This window comes from Massilia sp. H6 (assembly GCF_024802625.1).
Lineage (GTDB): Bacteria > Pseudomonadota > Gammaproteobacteria > Burkholderiales > Burkholderiaceae_D > Telluria.
This window is the reverse complement of the sequence record NZ_CP103371.1, coordinates 3,996,963-4,012,952: the sequence shown is the minus strand read 5'-3', so window position 1 is coordinate 4,012,952 and position 15,990 is coordinate 3,996,963. Positions and strand designations below refer to the sequence as shown.

The 15,990-nt window shown below is 62.9% G+C and carries 17 protein-coding genes; 12 read left to right on the top strand and 5 right to left on the bottom strand.

All coding sequences use genetic code 11. From position 1 onward, the window contains the following. Positions 1 to 108: 108 nt before the first annotated feature. The 6 genes from recA to NRS07_RS17955 all read left to right on the top strand — a co-directional run bounded on the left by recA (position 109) and on the right by NRS07_RS17955 (position 5,554). Complete coding sequence (recA, locus tag NRS07_RS17980) at positions 109 to 1,191, top strand: recombinase RecA (protein WP_259209426.1); 1,083 nt, start codon at positions 109 to 111, stop codon at positions 1,189 to 1,191. A gap of 26 nt (positions 1,192 to 1,217) precedes the next feature. Then, positions 1,218 to 1,676, top strand: a complete 459-nt coding sequence (recX, locus tag NRS07_RS17975) for a recombination regulator RecX (RefSeq protein ID WP_259209424.1) — start codon at positions 1,218 to 1,220, stop codon at positions 1,674 to 1,676. Between the two features lie 344 nt (positions 1,677 to 2,020). Next, the gene (locus tag NRS07_RS17970) at positions 2,021 to 2,596 is read left to right on the top strand and encodes a DUF2889 domain-containing protein (RefSeq protein WP_259209422.1); all 576 of its coding nucleotides are present in this window, start codon (positions 2,021 to 2,023) and stop codon (positions 2,594 to 2,596) included. 68 nt (positions 2,597 to 2,664) lie between these two features. After that, entirely contained in the window at positions 2,665 to 3,834 is a 1,170-nt protein-coding gene (sucC, locus tag NRS07_RS17965; RefSeq protein WP_259209421.1) for an ADP-forming succinate--CoA ligase subunit beta, read from the top strand. A 15-nt stretch (positions 3,835 to 3,849) separates the two neighbouring features. Next, the gene (sucD, locus tag NRS07_RS17960) at positions 3,850 to 4,731 is read left to right on the top strand and encodes a succinate--CoA ligase subunit alpha (RefSeq protein WP_259209420.1); all 882 of its coding nucleotides are present in this window, start codon (positions 3,850 to 3,852) and stop codon (positions 4,729 to 4,731) included. A 319-nt stretch (positions 4,732 to 5,050) separates the two neighbouring features. Then, complete coding sequence (locus NRS07_RS17955) at positions 5,051 to 5,554, top strand: pilin (protein ID WP_307729905.1); 504 nt, start codon at positions 5,051 to 5,053, stop codon at positions 5,552 to 5,554. A gap of 64 nt (positions 5,555 to 5,618) precedes the next feature. Here NRS07_RS17955 and NRS07_RS17950 read toward each other — a convergent pair whose 3' ends face one another. Continuing rightward, positions 5,619 to 7,727 carry a S9 family peptidase gene (locus NRS07_RS17950; RefSeq protein ID WP_259209419.1) on the bottom strand — a complete coding sequence of 703 codons (2,109 nt, stop codon included), beginning with the start codon at positions 7,725 to 7,727 and terminating at the stop codon, positions 5,619 to 5,621. 178 nt (positions 7,728 to 7,905) lie between these two features. On the opposite strand from NRS07_RS17950, the gene NRS07_RS17945 reads away from it, so the two are divergent. Together NRS07_RS17945 and NRS07_RS17940 are read left to right on the top strand one after the other, a co-directional pair. Next, positions 7,906 to 8,673 carry a DUF4386 domain-containing protein gene (locus NRS07_RS17945; protein ID WP_259209418.1) on the top strand — a complete coding sequence of 256 codons (768 nt, stop codon included), beginning with the start codon at positions 7,906 to 7,908 and terminating at the stop codon, positions 8,671 to 8,673. Between the two features lie 195 nt (positions 8,674 to 8,868). Then, positions 8,869 to 9,285, top strand: coding sequence for a LysM peptidoglycan-binding domain-containing protein (locus tag NRS07_RS17940; RefSeq protein WP_259209417.1), 417 nt, complete (start codon positions 8,869 to 8,871; stop codon positions 9,283 to 9,285). A 49-nt stretch (positions 9,286 to 9,334) separates the two neighbouring features. Here the strand turns inward: NRS07_RS17940 and moaC are convergent, their stop codons facing one another. Beyond that, complete coding sequence (moaC, locus tag NRS07_RS17935) at positions 9,335 to 9,841, bottom strand: cyclic pyranopterin monophosphate synthase MoaC (RefSeq protein WP_259209416.1); 507 nt, start codon at positions 9,839 to 9,841, stop codon at positions 9,335 to 9,337. 122 nt (positions 9,842 to 9,963) lie between these two features. Here moaC and NRS07_RS17930 point away from each other — a divergent pair, with 122 nt between their 5' ends. Further along, complete coding sequence (locus NRS07_RS17930) at positions 9,964 to 11,514, top strand: M48 family metalloprotease (protein WP_259209415.1); 1,551 nt, start codon at positions 9,964 to 9,966, stop codon at positions 11,512 to 11,514. Between the two features lie 18 nt (positions 11,515 to 11,532). Here NRS07_RS17930 and NRS07_RS17925 read toward each other — a convergent pair whose 3' ends face one another. Genes NRS07_RS17925 through NRS07_RS17915 form a run of 3 tightly spaced genes read right to left on the bottom strand, consistent with a single transcriptional unit; the run spans position 11,533 to position 13,361 of the window. Beyond that, positions 11,533 to 12,120 (bottom strand): DUF2946 family protein, encoded by a 588-nt coding sequence (locus NRS07_RS17925; protein WP_259209414.1) that lies wholly within the window; start codon positions 12,118 to 12,120, stop codon positions 11,533 to 11,535. Positions 12,121 to 12,122: 2 nt separating this feature from the next. After that, the gene (locus NRS07_RS17920) at positions 12,123 to 13,115 is read right to left on the bottom strand and encodes a YheT family hydrolase (protein WP_259209413.1); all 993 of its coding nucleotides are present in this window, start codon (positions 13,113 to 13,115) and stop codon (positions 12,123 to 12,125) included. A gap of 51 nt (positions 13,116 to 13,166) precedes the next feature. Then, a complete protein-coding gene (locus NRS07_RS17915; protein WP_171087614.1) occupies positions 13,167 to 13,361 on the bottom strand; it encodes a zinc-finger domain-containing protein in 195 nt (64 codons plus the stop codon). 236 nt (positions 13,362 to 13,597) lie between these two features. Here NRS07_RS17915 and NRS07_RS17910 point away from each other — a divergent pair, with 236 nt between their 5' ends. The 3 genes from NRS07_RS17910 to NRS07_RS17900 are packed head-to-tail and all read left to right on the top strand — an operon-like array spanning position 13,598 to position 15,947. Then, the gene (locus tag NRS07_RS17910; RefSeq protein ID WP_259209409.1) at positions 13,598 to 14,362 is read left to right on the top strand and encodes an AzlC family ABC transporter permease; all 765 of its coding nucleotides are present in this window, start codon (positions 13,598 to 13,600) and stop codon (positions 14,360 to 14,362) included. Then, the gene (locus NRS07_RS17905) at positions 14,355 to 14,699 is read left to right on the top strand and encodes an AzlD domain-containing protein (RefSeq protein WP_259209408.1); all 345 of its coding nucleotides are present in this window, start codon (positions 14,355 to 14,357) and stop codon (positions 14,697 to 14,699) included. The genes NRS07_RS17910 and NRS07_RS17905 overlap by 8 nt, the downstream gene beginning before the upstream one ends. Positions 14,700 to 14,741: 42 nt before the next feature. Further along, positions 14,742 to 15,947 carry a phosphoglycerate kinase gene (locus tag NRS07_RS17900; RefSeq protein WP_259209406.1) on the top strand — a complete coding sequence of 402 codons (1,206 nt, stop codon included), beginning with the start codon at positions 14,742 to 14,744 and terminating at the stop codon, positions 15,945 to 15,947. Positions 15,948 to 15,990: the final 43 nt, after the last annotated feature.

Sequence of the window (15,990 nt, the reverse complement as noted above, 5' to 3'; positions counted from 1 at the left end):
TAGTGGCATTGAATTGGCTTGCCAAGACCACTGGATTTATATACAGTAGTGACCTTGATTTGCGCGGTAGCGCCCCTACCTTGCCTACTCCACAGCTGAAAGTACATCATGGACGACAAAAAATCCGCAATAAACGCCGCTGAAAAGGGCAAGGCGCTGGCCGCCGCCCTGGCGCAGATTGAAAAGCAGTTCGGCAAGGGTTCGGTCATGCGTATGGATGCCAATACGCCGGTCGAAGAGGTGCAGACTGTTTCCACCGGCTCGCTGGGCCTGGACATCGCGCTGGGCGTCGGTGGCCTGCCGCGCGGCCGCATCGTCGAGATCTACGGTCCGGAATCGTCGGGCAAGACCACGCTGACCCTGCAGACCATCGCGCAAATGCAAAAGCTGGGCGGTACCTGCGCCTTCATCGATGCCGAGCACGCACTCGACGTCGGCTATGCGCAAAAACTCGGCATCAATTTGTCCGACCTGCTGATCTCGCAGCCGGATACCGGCGAGCAAGCCCTCGAAATCACCGACGCACTGGTGCGTTCGGGTTCGGTCGACCTGGTCGTCATCGACTCGGTGGCGGCACTGACCCCGCGCGCCGAGATCGAAGGCGACATGGGCGACTCGCTCCCGGGCCTGCAGGCACGCTTGATGTCGCAGGCACTGCGCAAGCTGACCGGCTCGATCAACCGCACCAACACGCTGGTTATCTTCATCAACCAGATCCGCATGAAGATCGGCGTGATGTTCGGCAGCCCGGAAACCACGACCGGCGGTAACGCGCTGAAGTTCTACGCCTCCGTGCGCCTGGACATCCGCCGTACCGGTTCGATCAAGTCGGGTGACGAAGTAATCGGCAACGAAACCAAGGTCAAGGTCGTCAAGAACAAGATCGCGCCGCCGTTCAAAGAAGCGCACTTCGACATCCTGTATGGAGAAGGCACGTCGCGCGAAGGCGAAATCCTGGACCTCGGCGCCGACAACAAGATCGTCGAGAAATCGGGCTCGTGGTACAGCTATAACGGCGAACGCATCGGACAGGGCAAGGACAACGCCCGCCAGTTCCTGCGCGATCGTCCTGCACTGGCCCGCGAAATCGAGAACAAGGTCCGTTCGGCACTGGGCGTGCGCGAACTGCCGCCGCCGCTGGTGGCTGCCGAAGACGGCGGCAAGCCCAAGTTGCAGGCGGTCGGCGAGTAATCGCCGCCAGCCCTTGCCCGCACCACATGCCAGCACCTCAGCTCAGCCTGAAAGGCCGCGCGCTTCGCTATCTGTCGATGCGCGAGCATAGCCGGCTCGAGCTGGGACGCAAGCTGGCGCGTTATGCCGAGGAGGGCGACGACGTGGAAGCCCTTCTGGATTTTCTTGAAAAGAACAACTGGCTGTCGCAGGAACGTTTCGCCGAGTCGCTCATCAACCGGCGTGCTGCACGTTTCGGCAACAGCCGGGTCATGGCCGAGTTAAAAAGCCATGGCGTCACTGGCGATGCATTGGCCGAACTCAAGCTTGGCCTGGCCGACAGCGAGACCACACGCGCAAGCGAAGTCTGGCAGCGCAAGTTCGGATCGATCGCTGTCGATGCGGCCGAGCGTGCCAAGCAGATGCGGTTTTTGCTGCAGCGTGGCTTTTCTCAGCGCGCGGCCCGGATTGCCATGCAAGGTGGACCAGAAGACGAAGCGTTTTAGTCCACGGCGCCGGTCGGTAGGGTGCGCTGCTTGCAGCACCATCGATTGGACTTTTTCAATTAATACGCTGCATCGCGTTTCGCCTTCTGCATTTCTTCGTCCCCTATCGCTGCGCCAGTCGCATGCCGACCACTGCAACATTGACCACTCTGCAAGAAACCCCGCTATATCAAGCTGCATACGCCGGAAAACCCCTCTGTTGCAGTGCAACCTAGATCGCCGTGTGATAAACTTTTGTGGTTTAAGCAGCGCCGCATGAGCGGTTGTTGTCGTAGAAGCTACGATAACGTGCACAACGCACACTGGCTGCACCACTAACGGCCGCGCAAGCGGCATTGGTTTTTATGCCCCTGTCTCCTCCCGTATCGCGCTCGCTCCGGCATACGCGCGCCATCACTGTCGAAGCCTATGCGCGCGATGATGGCCTGTGGGATCTGGACGCCAGCATCCGTGACGTCAAAACCCGTGACATTCCGCTCGCCTCCGGCATCCGCCCGGGCGGCATGCCGGTGCACGACCTCAAATTGCGCGTGACTATCGACCGCGACCTGACGATCGTCGACGCCGAAGCCGCGTCCGATGCCGTTCCCTATCCTGGCTATTGCGAAACGATCGGCCCCGCCTACAAGCAACTGGTGGGCCTGTCGCTGATGAAGCATTTCCGGTTGCACCTGAAAGACCGCCTGTCAGGCGTGCTCGGCTGCACCCACCTGACCGAATTGGCCCAGGTGCTGCCTACCGCAGCGCTGCAGGCCTTTGCCGACGACGTGTTCGACACCCGCGGCGCCGCCGACGCGAATGGCATTGCGCATTCGGCCGAACGGCCTTTCGAGCTCGACCGTTGCCACGCGCTGCGCAGCGACGGTCCGACCGTGGCCTCTTACTATCCCCGCTGGTCGATCAAGGCCGTGGCGGGTTAGCATTCGATGTTTGTCATTTGTAGTTCAACCGTATTTCCAAATCAGTAAACAATAGAAGGGAAGCCAGCATGAAGATCCATGAGTATCAAGGCAAAGAGATCCTCCGAAAGTTCGGAGTGACCGTTCCGCGCGGCATTCCGTGCATGTCGGTTGACGAAGCGGTCAAGGCTGCCGAAGAACTGGGCGGTCCGGTCTGGGTTGTCAAGGCGCAGATCCATGCTGGCGGCCGCGGCAAGGGCGGTGGCGTGAAAGTCGCCAAGTCGCTCGAGCAGGTACGCGAATATGCAGAGCAGATCATGGGCATGCAGCTCATCACGCACCAGACCGGCCCAGAAGGCCAGAAAGTGCGTCGCCTGCTGGTCGAAGAAGGCGCCGACATCAAGAAAGAACTGTACGTCTCGATGGTCACCGACCGCATCTCGCAGCGCGTGGTGCTGATGGCCTCGTCGGAAGGCGGCATGGACATCGAAGAAGTCGCGCACAGCAATCCTGAGAAGATCCACTCGATCGCGATCGACCCATCGGTTGGCCTGCTCGATGCCGAAGCCGACGAAATCTCGACCAAGATCGGCGTGCCTGCCGAATCGCTGGCCGATGCCCGCACCCAGCTCAAGGGCCTGTACCAGGCTTACTGGGAAACCGACGCCTCGCTGGCTGAAATCAACCCGCTGATCCTGACCGGTTCGGGCAAGGTCATCGCCCTCGACGCGAAGTTCAACTTCGACTCGAACGCGCTGTACCGCCAGCCTGAAATCGTCGCCTACCGCGACCTGGACGAAGAAGATCCAGCCGAAGTCGAAGCATCGAAGTTCGACCTCGCCTATATCTCGCTCGACGGCAACATCGGCTGCCTGGTGAACGGCGCTGGCCTGGCCATGGCCACCATGGACACCATCAAGCTGTTCGGCGGCGAGCCGGCCAACTTCCTGGACGTGGGCGGCGGTGCGACGGCTGAGAAAGTCACCGAAGCATTCAAGATCATGCTGAAGAACCCTGGCCTGAAAGCCATCCTGGTCAACATCTTCGGCGGCATCATGCGCTGCGACGTGATCGCCGAAGGCGTGATCACCGCATCGAAGGCAGTCTCGCTGCAAGTACCACTGGTGGTGCGCATGAAGGGCACCAACGAAGACCTGGGCAAGAAGATGCTGGCTGACTCCGGTCTGCCGATCATCGCTGCCGATACGATGGAAGATGCAGCCAAGGCCGTGGTCGCCGCTGCCGCTGGTCAAGCCTAATTAAGGAATAAACAAATGTCGATTCTGATCAACAAAGATACGAAAGTCATCACCCAGGGTATTACCGGCAAGACCGGTCAGTTCCATACCCGCATGTGCCGCGACTACGCGAACGGCAAGGAAGCCTTCGTTGCTGGCGTGAACCCGAAGAAAGCCGGCGAAGACTTCGAAGGCATTCCGATCTATGCCAACGTGTCGGAAGCGAAAGCGGCCACCGGCGCCAACGTGTCGGTCATCTACGTGCCGCCTGCGGGCGCGGCTGCTGCCATCTGGGAAGCCGTCGAAGCCGAGCTGGACCTGGCAATCTGCATCACCGAAGGCATTCCAGTGCGTGACATGATGGCCCTGAAGGACCGCATGGCCAAAGCCGGCTCCAAGACCCTGCTGCTGGGCCCGAACTGCCCAGGCTTGATCACCCCGGACGAAATCAAGATCGGCATCATGCCAGGTCACATCCACCGCAAGGGCCGCATCGGCGTCGTCTCGCGCTCGGGCACCTTGACGTACGAAGCAGTCGGCCAGCTGACCGCACTGGGCCTGGGCCAATCGTCGGCAGTGGGCATTGGCGGCGATCCGATCAACGGCCTGAAGCACATCGACGTCATGCGCATGTTCAACGACGATCCTGATACCGACGCGGTCATCATGATCGGCGAAATCGGCGGTCCGGACGAAGCCAATGCTGCTTACTGGATCAAGGACAACATGAAGAAGCCAGTGGTCTGCTTCATCGCCGGTGTCACCGCTCCTCCGGGCAAGCGCATGGGCCACGCCGGCGCGCTGATCTCGGGCGGCGCCGATACCGCGCAAGCCAAGCTGGACATCATGGAAGAGTGCGGCATCAAGGCCACCAAGAACCCGTCGGAAATGGCGCGCCTGCTCAAGGCCATGCTGTAATACCGGCGACTTCTAGGTTGAGATAAGCGGGGAGCGCGAGCTTCCCGCTTTTTTTTGGCTAGCGCTGCCGGGCATAGCAGCATGCCTGCACGCTGGCATGACAAATTACGTTACGAAAAAACAGGTACTGACAAAAATTGCGCGTCTAACCTGACAAATTTTGTCACCGATCAAGCAAAATCTTGCGTTATCAGGCCGTTTTGTTATCTCCGAGCTCATAAAATCGACATTTTTGAGGCTGGCACACCGCTTGCATATAAGAAAGCGTGGCACGAAGCAGCACCCCAAATTCACCCGACACACCACCTGGAGATACAAAATGAACTTCAAGCAAATGCAAACCAAAAAAGCCGAAGGCGGCTTCACCCTGATCGAATTGATGATCGTCGTCGCGATTATCGGTATCCTGGCTGCGGTGGCAATTCCTGCTTACCAGAACTACACCGTCAAGGCCAAGATCGGCGCAGCCCTGGGTTCGGTCTCTTCGATCAAGACCGCAGTTGGCGTGTGCATCCAGGAAAACGGCGGCGTGGAAGCTGATTGCGATAGCGGTAAGAACGGCATTCCTGCTGAAACCGGCGCCGGCGCCTTCGCGGCCACCAAAGAAGTTGCCAAAGTCGGCGTCGCTGATGGTGTCATCACCATCACCATGGGTACCGGAATCGGTGACGGTGTCGATGGGCTGGCCGTGACCATGACGCCAGAGGTGAGCGACGCCACCGTGGCCTGGACCAATGACACCACCATCACCCACGCTGCGGCACTGGAACTGATCGAAAAGAACAACGCTCCGGTTGCTGCAACTACCCCGACCGCTCCGTAATTCTGGAACACGTTAAAAAACCCGCTCCTCGGAGCGGGTTTTTTGCTTTTGCAGTCGCCGATCCTTACTTCTGCGCTGGCGATTTCAAGTGCTTGTCCAGCCAGTTGATCACCGTATGGTGCCACTGCAGCGAATTGGCCGGTTTCAGCACCCAGTGGTTCTCGTCCGGGAACACCAGCAGCTGGCTGTCGATGCCCTTGCGTTGCAGCGCCGTAAACGTCGACAGGGCTTGCGCGGTCGGGATCCGGAAATCGAGTTCGCCCTGGATCACCAGCATCGGCGTCTTCCACTTGTTGACGTGGTTGACCGGATTGAAGCGCTCGTGGTTCTGCGGCACGGCGTAGTAGGCGCCGCCGTTTTCCCAATCGGTGAACCACTGTTCTTCGGTCGAGTAGGCCATGCCGCGGTTGTCGAACACCCCGTCATGGTTGACCAGGCAGCGGAAGCCGTCGGGCCAGTTACCGGCGATCCAGTTCACCATGTAGCCGCCGTAGGACGCGCCCAGCGCGCAGCTGCGTTCGCGGTCGAGCCAGGAGAATTTCTGCACTGCCGCGTCCAGGCCTTTTTGCAGATCCTCGAGCGGCTTGCCGCCCCAGTCGCCGCTGATCGAGTCGGTGAATGACTGGCCGTAGCCGGTCGAGCCGTGGAAGTCGATGAACACGGTGGCATAGCCGGCGCCGGCATACACCTGCGGATTCCAGCGGTAGCTCCAGCCGTTGCCGAAGCTGCCCTGCGGGCCGCCGTGCACCAGGAAGGCGACCGGGTATTTCTTGCCGGCCTCGGCGTTCCACGGTTTCATCACATGACCGTAGACCGTGTCGCCGTTGGCGCCCTTGAAGCTGAATTGCTCGTACTGGCCCCAGCGTACGTCCGCCAGGCGCTTCTTGTTAAGCTCGGTAAGCTGGGCAGGCGCGGCGCCCGGCTTCATGGCGTACAGCTGCGCGCCGGACGCCAGGTTGGCCTGGGTGTAGGCGATGGTATCGCCGCGCACATCGAAGGCGCCGACCGCGCCCTTGTCGGTCAGGGCGGCCACCTTGCCGGTCGCGACATCGATCGAGAACAGGCGGTGCTGGCCCAGGTCTTCGGCGTCGACGATCAAGGCCTTGCCGTCGGCGCTCCAGTGCAGGCTGCCGGGCGAGCGGTCCCAGTCGGCCGCCAGCTTGCGCTTGTCGCCGCTGGCCACGTCCATCAACATGATCTGGAAGCGGTCGGCCTCGAAGCCGGGACGTGCCATCGCCAGGTAGGCGAGGGTGCGGCCGTCTGGCGAATACACGCCCTTGGCGTCCCAGGCCGGATTGTCGGGCGTCAGGTTGCGAGGCGCGGCGCCGCCCGTGGCGGGCACGCTGTACAGGTCGAAATTGGTCGACCAGGCTTCGGTCTTGCCAGCCAGGCGCACCGAAAACACGATGGTCTTGCCATCCGGGCTGAAGCGGAACTCCTCGCGGTCGCCGAAGGGCTTCGAAGGCACGTCGCCGTCGAGCGTGCCGGACAGGTTGACCGGCGCCGCGCTTACCTTGCCGCTGGCGTCGAGCGGCGCCGAGAACAGCACCGCGTTGCGGTGGTCTTTCCAGGTATCCCAATGGCGCACGAACAGTCGGTCGTACAGCTTGCCGCTGGCCTTGTCCTTGGCCTTGGCAGCGGCGCGCTCCTTGGTGCATGCTAGATTGGCGCAATCGCGGAACACCGACATGCTCAACGCCAGCCGCTCGCCCGTGGGCGAGACCCGGAAGCTGTCGACGTCGAGCGGCAGGTCGGTGACCTTGACCGGCCCGGCGCCGGCTTTGGCGCCAGCAACAGGAATGCGCCACACCTGCGACGAGCCCGAACGGCTCGACAAGAAGTAGACGGCGTCGCCCGAGGGCGCCCATTCCGGGTCGGTGCTGTTCGAAGCGTGGCTGGTCAGGCGCCGCGGCGCAGGCTTGGCCGCGCGCAGGTCGACCATCCACAGTTCGGTATGGCCGCGGTTCTTGGCCAGGTCGGTGCTGCGCACGGTATACACGACGCGGCTTGCATCAGGCGACACAGCCGGGCTGCCGACCCGTTCCATGTTGACCAGGTCTTCCACGGTAAAGCCGCGCGGTGCGGCCATCGCGGTGGTGGCGGCCAGGGTAGCGGCTGCGATGGGTAGTAATTGCGGCCAATGCGGCAGCAAGCTCGGCAAACGAAATTTCATGCTTCATCCTCGTTGTCATGGTCGGCACGCGGCAGGACGCCGCTTGCGTAGGTAAGCAATTTAACATGTGACATGTCAACGAACGAAGGACAGCCATGGCAGAGGAATGGAAATATTGACGATGTGAAATCGTTGACGTAAGCTCAACTGACCAATGGCCACCACACGAGGAAGCACGATGTCCGCACCGCACCCCGCCATGGATCGATTGCGACCGGTGCAGCCAGTGGCCCGTAGCGCAGGATTGCTCTACCTGATCATCATCGTGATCGGCCTGCTTGGCGAAGCGTTCATCCGCAACAGCCTGGTGGTGCCGGGCGATCCGACTGCCACCGCGCGCAGTATCCTGGCGTCGGAGTGGTTATGGCGACTGGGCGTGGCCGGGCAGCTGGTGCTGCTGGTCTGCGCGGTGGCCCTGACTGCGATCTGGTACGTTCTGCTACGCCCAGTGAACCGCAACCTGGCGCTGGCGGTAGTGTGTTTTGGCCTGGTCTCGCTGGCGGTCGAAAGCGTCAGTGCGCTTCAGTTGCAAGCGGTGCTCGATCCTCTCACCAACGCGACCCTGGCGAAAGTCGCCAGTGTGGAACAACGCCATGGCTTGAGTTACCTGGCGCTGGTCGCGCATGCGAAAGCCTTCGGGGTCGCGCTCATTTTCTTTGGCGTGCAATGCCTGCTGGTGGGCTACCTGATCCGCAAATCAGGCTACCTCCCGGCCATTCTTGGCACGGCGATGCAGGTGGTGGGCGCGAGCTACCTGATCAATAGTTTCGCCATGTTCCTGTCGCCGCCCCTGCAGAACCTGTTGTTCCCGGCGATCTTGCTGCCGGCCCTGGTAGGGGAGAGCGCGATGTGCCTGTGGTTGCTGGTAAAAGGCGTGGACCAGGCAGCATGGCACCGGGCGACCCGGGCCGCGGATCAGCGCGCAACAGCCAGCCTGGGCGCCTGACGCTCCCCCGCGCCATAGACGAATGTTCGCCGGCGTTGCAGGGCAATCCGAGAAATTTTTGATAAGAGCGCTCGATACTTAATAAAAGGAGCATACTCTTGACAGGATGGACATATCCGGCGCCTCCTGCCCCATAAAGGTGGCGCGTTGCCGTCATAGGCGGAATATCTTGTCAACCAACCAATAGAGGTCGATATGAAAACATTACTCGCAGCCGTAGCTTGCATCACCTTGTTGAGCGCATGTAAAAAAGACGAGCCCGTGCCAGCCACGACGGCGCCTGTCGCGGTGGTGCCAGATCAGACCACGACGACCCCGACTACCCCGGCAACCTCCATGCCGCCTGCTACCGAGACTACCGAGGTCGTGCCTGCGGCGGTGCCTGCGACCGCAACCGTTCCTGAGTCGGGCTCATCGGGCTCATCGGGTTCGTCGGTTGCCGGCATGACCGAGGCAGGCGGCGACGGCATGTACGAGGTAGAAAAAGGTGACACCCTGTGGGGTATCGCCGAGAAAAACTCGATCAGCCATGGCGATCTCGCCAAATGGAACAACATCGCCGATCCTAAAGAGCTGCACGTTGGCCGCAAGCTGCGGCTGACCGCTCCGTAAGCTTGACCGCCCGCGCTCACTGAGCAGGCGGGCGGAGCACACCCGGCCTTCAGCGGCCGGGTTGTGCGGTCCAGTCTCCGCTCTTGCCGCCATGCTTTTCCAGCACCCGCACATCGGTCATGACCATGCCGCGGTCGACTGCCTTGCACATGTCGTAAATCGTCAGCAGGCCGACCTGCACGCTAGTGAGTGCTTCCATCTCGACCCCGGTCTTGCCGATGGTTTCGACCTGCGCCCGGCAATGCACGCTGCTGGCGGCCTCGTCCACCTCGAAATCGACCGCCACCCGCGTGATCGGCAGTGGATGGCACAGCGGTACCAGGTCGCCCGTGCGTTTGGCGGCCATGATCGCCGCAATCCGCGCGATACCGATCACGTCACCTTTCCTGGCAGTGCCCGACTGGATCAGCGCCAGGGTTTCCGGCTGCATGCGGATGGTACCGGCGGCGACGGCGATGCGGTGAGTATCTTGCTTGGCGCCGACGTCGACCATGTGGGCCTGGCCGGTGGAATCGAAGTGGGTGAGTTGCTCAAGCGGGAGGGTAGGGGAGCTCATTGCCAGGAAAAATTAGGTGAGGATTAAACAGCTCCGCTGGACAGCAAGGCGGCGACGGATGCGGTTATCATAGCATTGTGAACCATGCTCCCCGCCCAGCATCGAGGCGCCGCTGGCGCCCCGTGACGACCGCCCTGGCCCTGGCCCTGTCCACGGCCGCTGCTTGCGCCATCGCGGCTCCGGCCGAACCCCTGCGCAAGCCCGACCAGACCCGCCTGCCGACACTTGGCGACGCCGCGCGGCAAGACCTGTCGCCGGTCGTCGAACGCAAGCTCGGCGAGGAGATCATGCGCGACGTGCGACGCGACGCTGCCTACCTCGACGACGACCCGATCACCGACTACCTCAACAACCTGGGCAATGCGCTGGTTGCGGCCGTGCCGGGCGCACGCGGCGAGACCAACGCCGATTTTTCGTTCTTCGCCATGCGCGACCCGAACCTGAATGCGTTCGCGCTGCCGGGCGGCTTCATCGGCGCGCATACCGGCCTGATCGTCGCCGCGCAGAACGAATCCGAACTGGCCGGCGTGATGTCGCACGAGATCGGCCACGTCTCGCAGCGCCACATCGCGCGCATGCTGGGACAGCAGAAGCAGGACGTGCTGCTGCCGCTGGCGGCGATGATCCTGGCGGCGCTGGCCGCGCGCGCCAGCTCCGATGCCGCGATGGGCGTGCTGATGGGCGGCCAGGGCCTGGCCGTGCAGCGCCAGCTCAACTTCAGTCGCGACGCCGAGCGCGAGGCCGACCGGGTCGGTTTCCAGATCATGAGCGCCGGTGGCTACGACACCACCGGCATCGTCGGCTTCTTCAAGCGCCTGCAGTCGGCCAGCAAGCTGTACGGTGAGATTCCGACCCAACTGGCTAGCCTGAGCAGCCACCCCTTGACCGCCGAGCGCATCACCGACATGCAGGCGCGCATCCGCGAGATTCCACGCAAGGCGCGCATCGACAACCTCGATTTCCAGCTGGTGCGGGCCCGTGCCCGCGTGCTGCAGGACGAAAGCGTCAACGGCCGGCGCGACACCAAGACCGCTTTCACCACCCAGCTCAAGGAAGGTCACCGCCACCTCCAGGCCGGCGCCCAGTATGGCCTGGCCCTGCTGGCGCTTCGCCAGGGCAATACTGTCGAGGCGCAATCCTGGCTCGACAAGGCACGCACCACCGTCAAGCCGGCAGAAGGCGTGTTCTCCAGCCAGTCCAGTGCCGGCGATGGCGCAACGATGTTCGCCGGGCTGGCGCTCGAGATCAAGCTGGCGCCAGGACAGCCGCAGGCGCTGGTGCAGCAGGCGGTGCAAGATGCGGACCGGGCGCGCCAGCGCTATCCCTTGTCGCGCGCGCTGGCACGCCAGTACGGCGAAGCCTTGATCGCGGCCGGCAAACTAGAAGAAGCGACGCGCTACCTGCGCGACCAGACGCAGCTCTACCGCGAAGAGCCGAAGCTGCACGACATGCTGGCCCGCGCCTACGCCAAGCAGGGCAAGATCGCCTTGCAGCATATGGCGCTGGCCGAATCGTATGCGGGGGCTGGCGCGCTGCCGGCCGCGGTGGCGCAGCTCGAACTGGCGCGCAAGGCGGGCGACGTGTCGTTCTACGACCAGGCCGTCATCGACGCGCGCGAGCGCGAGATCAAGGCCCGGCAGAAAGCAGAGAAAGAAGAAGAAAAGCAGTGGTGAGGCGGGCCTGGTTGCGCCCTACGAACCCGGGGTCTGCACGTAGCCGAAGCGGCGCGGCACGGCTTCGGCCGCCAGCCGCTCGACGCGCACGCGGGCTTCGCCCAGCACCAGCACCAGCGGCTCGGAATCGTCTTCGAGCCAGGCCATGATGGCCTCGATCGAGGCTGGCCGGCCATCGAGCTGCATCTGACCCAGCACCTGTTCCACGTCGCGGTCGTCCAGCTGGGCCAGGATGTCACCCGACTGCACGATGACGCTGCCGGCATCGGTCATGAAGGCGCCACTTACTGGCGGCAGCGCCTGCCCGTTGTGCAGCACGAAGCCCTGCGCCGGGTCGGTACGCGCAATGAAGGGCGTCGCTTCCAGGTTCACGTACACGCGTTGCGGGCCGTTCTGGAAATACCAGCGGCCTTGGTCGTCGTGCGCGTAATTGCGGTTGATAAAGCCGATCAGCGCCGTGTGCGCCAGCTTGTCGCCCGGGGCGTTGGCGCGCTGCGCGGTGTCGTCGCGCATGCGCCAGTTGCCGCGCGCGTCCAGCGCCAGCCAGCCGTAGCAATGCGGCACGTTCGGCCACTTGGCCATTGCCTGTTTTACGATGTCGTCCATAGTCAGGGAGCTTCGCACAGTTCATGCGCACGGGTCGCGCAATTCGGGGCCAGGCCGTCGAAGAAGTGCAGGATTTTTTGTGGCAGCCAGTTGCTGCGACCCGGAAAGGGGCCGGTCGAAAAGCCGACATGGCCGCCTTCGTCCGGATACTCGAGCCTTACCATGCTAGACGCGCCCGTGGGCAGGTGCTGGCCCGGCAAAAAAGGGTCGTTGCGGGCATTGAGCACAAGAGTCGGTACCGTGATGTCGTGCAGCACGTGGCGCGCGCTGGCGCGGTGCCAGTAGTCGTCGGTATCGCGATAACCATGCAGCGGCGCGGTCACCACGTTGTCAAAGGCGTAGAGATCGCGCGCCTCGAGCAGGGCGCGGCGGTCGAACAGACCGGGATAGCGTTCGAGCTTGGCCAGGCATTTCGGCTTGAGCGTTTGCAAGAACATGCGCGTGTACAGCCGGTTGAAACCCGACCCAAGCGCCTTGCCGCCCTGCGCCAGGTCGAGCGGCGCCGAGACCGCGCAGGCTGCCTTGACGATGCCGGCGGCCTGGCCCGATTCGCCCAGCCAGCGCAGCAGCGCATTGCCGCCGAGCGACACGCCCGCGGCGAACAGCGGGCCGCTGTCACCCTGCATGCGCGCATGCAGTTTGCGCACGATCCAGTCGACCTCAAGGGCGTCGCCCGAGTGATAAAAGCGCGGCGTCAGGTTCGGCTCGCCCGAGCAGCCGCGGAAATGCGGGACCGCTCCCGACCAGCCACGCGATTGCAAGGCTGCCATCAGCGAACGCGCGTAATGACTCGCGGACGAGCCTTCGAGTCCGTGGAACAGCACCACCAGCGGCTTGCCCGGCTGGCCGTCGACGAAATCGACGTCGACGAAGTCGCCGTCGCTACTGGTCCAGCGCTCGCGCCGGTAGGCAACCGGCGCCCTGGGGATGCAGGTAGCCGGGTAGATGGTCTGGAGGTGGCCGCCGGGGAGCCACGCTGGCGCGCGGTAATGCATCGAAAGGGGAGGGTGCCGGCGCCGTGGTCAAGCGCGCCGGTCGAGGGTGGATTAGTGGTGCTTGAGCACGGTGCCAGCGGCCAGGCGGTACTGGGTGCCGCAGTAAGGGCACTTGGCGTCGCCATGGTGGTCGAAGTCGAGGAAGACGCGCGGGTGCGACGACCACAGCGGCATGGCCGGGTTCGGGCAATGTGCCGGCAAGTCCTTGGCCTCGAGCTCCACCACGGGCATCGTCTTTTGGTTCATCTGGGTTCTCCGTTCAGCGATTTTGGACAAAACAGGATTCTACCGGATTCACCCTGCATACCGAAATGATCGGTAGAATAACAAACTGAACCCTATCGAGCCCGGGCGCCGTCAGGCCACTCGGCGCCGCACTCTTGCACACCCGCATTTTTGTACACCATTTACATGCGTTCCTTGCCCCGCCGTTTTCTGCCCGTCGCCGCACCTGCCTGCCACGGCGGTAGCGCGAAGACCACATGAGCCAGCCAGCCCCGCCGGGCCCGTCCCATCCTGCGCCGGCCGAGGCCCACGACCCGGCTGCGTGGCGCGAAGGCTTCAAGACCGGCCTGCCGACCTTGTTCGGCATCGCCGCCTGGGGCCTGGTGGTGGGGATCGCGATGGTCAAGAGCGGCCTGAGCCCGGTGCAGGCAGTCGGCATGACCCTGCTGGTGTTTGCCGGATCGGCCCAGCTTGCTTCACTTCCGCTGATCGTGGCCGCCGCGCCGATCTGGGTCATCTTTGCCACCGCGCTGGTCGTCAACCTGCGCTTCGTCATCTTTTCTGCCTTGCTCGGCCCCCACTTCGCGCACCTGCCGTGGAAGCAGCGCTTCTTGCTTGGCTATGTCTCAGGTGACATTACGGTGGCCATGTTCCTGCGCCGCTATCCAACTGCTGAACGGGTCGCCGGCAAACTATCCTATCTAAAAGGATTGATGTACCCGAACTGGTTTGCCTGGCAGATCGGTTCGCTGACCGGCATCTTCCTGGGTAGCGCGATTCCGGCCGAATGGGGTCTTGGCTTTGCCGGAACGCTGGCGATCCTGTGCATCACGGTACCGTTGATTATCAATAGTGCCGCGCTGTGCGGCGTGGTGGTGGCGGGCGCGATCTCGGTGCTGGCATATGGCCTGCCATATAAACTGGGCCTGCTGCTGGCAGTCGTGGTCGGCATGGTCACCGCCATGACGATCGAAGAAACCGTGATCAAACGGCACATGAAGCGAAAGGCCGGGCATGTCTGACTGGGAAATCTGGGCCATCATCGGCGTGCTGTGCCTGGCCACCGCCGCCACCCGCAGCTCGTTCTGGCTGATCGGCCACCGCGTGACGATTCCGCCGCGCGTGCAGGAGATGCTGCGCTATGCGCCGGCCTGTGCGCTGGCCGCCATCGTCGGTCCCGACATGCTGGTCGATGCGCAAGGCGAGGCGCAATTTACGCTGGCCAATCCGAAGCTGCTCGCCGGCCTGGCCGCACTGGCGTTTTACCTGTGGCGCCGCAGTATGATACTGACCATTTTGTTTGGCATGGCGGTCTTCACTCTGTTGCGCCTGTTACACGTTTTTGGCGCCCCAGCCTAATGTACAATAATGTTCTTTCATTATTCCACCCTTGACCAGCCCATGGACGACGTTCTCAGTTTCACCCGCTTGCAAGACCTGATCGACCGCTCGCTGCTGACAAACAAGCGCGTTTTCATCCGCGCCGACCTGAACGTTCCGCAAGATGACGCTGGCAATATCACCGAAGACACCCGCGTGCGCGCCTCGGTGCCGGCCATCCAGGCCGCGCTCAAGGCTGGCGCCGCCGTCATGGTGACCTCGCACCTGGGGCGCCCAAGCGAGGGTGCATTCAAGCCCGAAGACAGCCTGGCGCCGGTCGCCGTGCGCCTGTCCGAGCTGCTCGGCCAACCGGTCGAACTGAAGCAGGACTGGCTTGAGAACGTCGATGTCGCGCCAGGCCAGGTTGTGCTGCTGGAAAACTGCCGTGTCAACAAAGGCGAAAAGAAGAACGACGACGAGCTGGCCCGCAAGATGGCCGGGCTGTGCGATATCTACGTCAACGATGCCTTTGGCACCGCGCACCGCGCCGAAGCCACTACCCACGGCATCGCGAAATACGCGCCGGTGGTGGCGGCCGGCCCGCTCCTGGCGGCCGAGCTCGACGCGCTGGGCAAGGCCCTCGGCCAGCCCAAGCGTCCCCTGCTGGCCATCGTGGCCGGCTCGAAAGTGTCAAGTAAGCTTTCCATTTTGCAGAGCCTGGCAGGCAAGGTCGACAACCTGATCGTCGGCGGTGGCATCGCCAATACCTTCATGAAGGCTGTTGGCCTGAACATCGGCAAGTCGCTGGTCGAGAACGACCTGGTGAACGAAGCGAAGCAGATCATCGACCTGATGAGCGCGCGTGGCGCCTCGGTGCCGATTCCGGTCGACGTGGTCTGCGCCAAAGAATTCAGCCCAACCGCGGTTGCCACCGTCAAGGATGTGGCGGATGTGGCCGACGACGACATGATCCTGGACATCGGTCCGAAGACCGCCGCCATGCTGGCCGAACAGGTCGCCAAGGCCGGCACCATTGTCTGGAACGGCCCGGTTGGCGTGTTCGAGTTCGACCAGTTCGCCGAAGGCACCAGGACGCTGGCGCTGGCGATCGCCGACTCGCAGGGGTTCTCGGTTGCCGGCGGCGGCGACACCCTGGCCGCCATTGCCAAGTACGACATCGGCGACCGGATCGGTTATATCTCCACCGGCGGCGGCGCCTTCCTCGAGTTCCTCGAAGGCAAGACCCTGCCGGCAGTCGAGATCCTGCTCCAGCGGAACGCGACCTAAGCCAAGTCATTGCAAGCGCAGCCCAGAGAGCTGCGTTTCTCTT

Coding starts and splice junctions, on each gene's coding strand:
- recA (WP_259209426.1), top strand. CDS start 109: ATGGACGACAAAAAATCCGCAATAAACGCCGCTGAAAAGGGCAAGGCG.
- recX (WP_259209424.1), top strand. CDS start 1,218: ATGCCAGCACCTCAGCTCAGCCTGAAAGGCCGCGCGCTTCGCTATCTG.
- NRS07_RS17970 (WP_259209422.1), top strand. CDS start 2,021: ATGCCCCTGTCTCCTCCCGTATCGCGCTCGCTCCGGCATACGCGCGCC.
- sucC (WP_259209421.1), top strand. CDS start 2,665: ATGAAGATCCATGAGTATCAAGGCAAAGAGATCCTCCGAAAGTTCGGA.
- sucD (WP_259209420.1), top strand. CDS start 3,850: ATGTCGATTCTGATCAACAAAGATACGAAAGTCATCACCCAGGGTATT.
- NRS07_RS17955 (WP_307729905.1), top strand. CDS start 5,051: ATGAACTTCAAGCAAATGCAAACCAAAAAAGCCGAAGGCGGCTTCACC.
- NRS07_RS17950 (WP_259209419.1), bottom strand. CDS start 7,727: ATGAAATTTCGTTTGCCGAGCTTGCTGCCGCATTGGCCGCAATTACTA.
- NRS07_RS17945 (WP_259209418.1), top strand. CDS start 7,906: ATGTCCGCACCGCACCCCGCCATGGATCGATTGCGACCGGTGCAGCCA.
- NRS07_RS17940 (WP_259209417.1), top strand. CDS start 8,869: ATGAAAACATTACTCGCAGCCGTAGCTTGCATCACCTTGTTGAGCGCA.
- moaC (WP_259209416.1), bottom strand. CDS start 9,841: ATGAGCTCCCCTACCCTCCCGCTTGAGCAACTCACCCACTTCGATTCC.
- NRS07_RS17925 (WP_259209414.1), bottom strand. CDS start 12,120: ATGGACGACATCGTAAAACAGGCAATGGCCAAGTGGCCGAACGTGCCG.
- NRS07_RS17920 (WP_259209413.1), bottom strand. CDS start 13,115: ATGCATTACCGCGCGCCAGCGTGGCTCCCCGGCGGCCACCTCCAGACC.
- NRS07_RS17915 (WP_171087614.1), bottom strand. CDS start 13,361: ATGAACCAAAAGACGATGCCCGTGGTGGAGCTCGAGGCCAAGGACTTG.
- NRS07_RS17910 (WP_259209409.1), top strand. CDS start 13,598: ATGAGCCAGCCAGCCCCGCCGGGCCCGTCCCATCCTGCGCCGGCCGAG.
- NRS07_RS17905 (WP_259209408.1), top strand. CDS start 14,355: ATGTCTGACTGGGAAATCTGGGCCATCATCGGCGTGCTGTGCCTGGCC.
- NRS07_RS17900 (WP_259209406.1), top strand. CDS start 14,742: ATGGACGACGTTCTCAGTTTCACCCGCTTGCAAGACCTGATCGACCGC.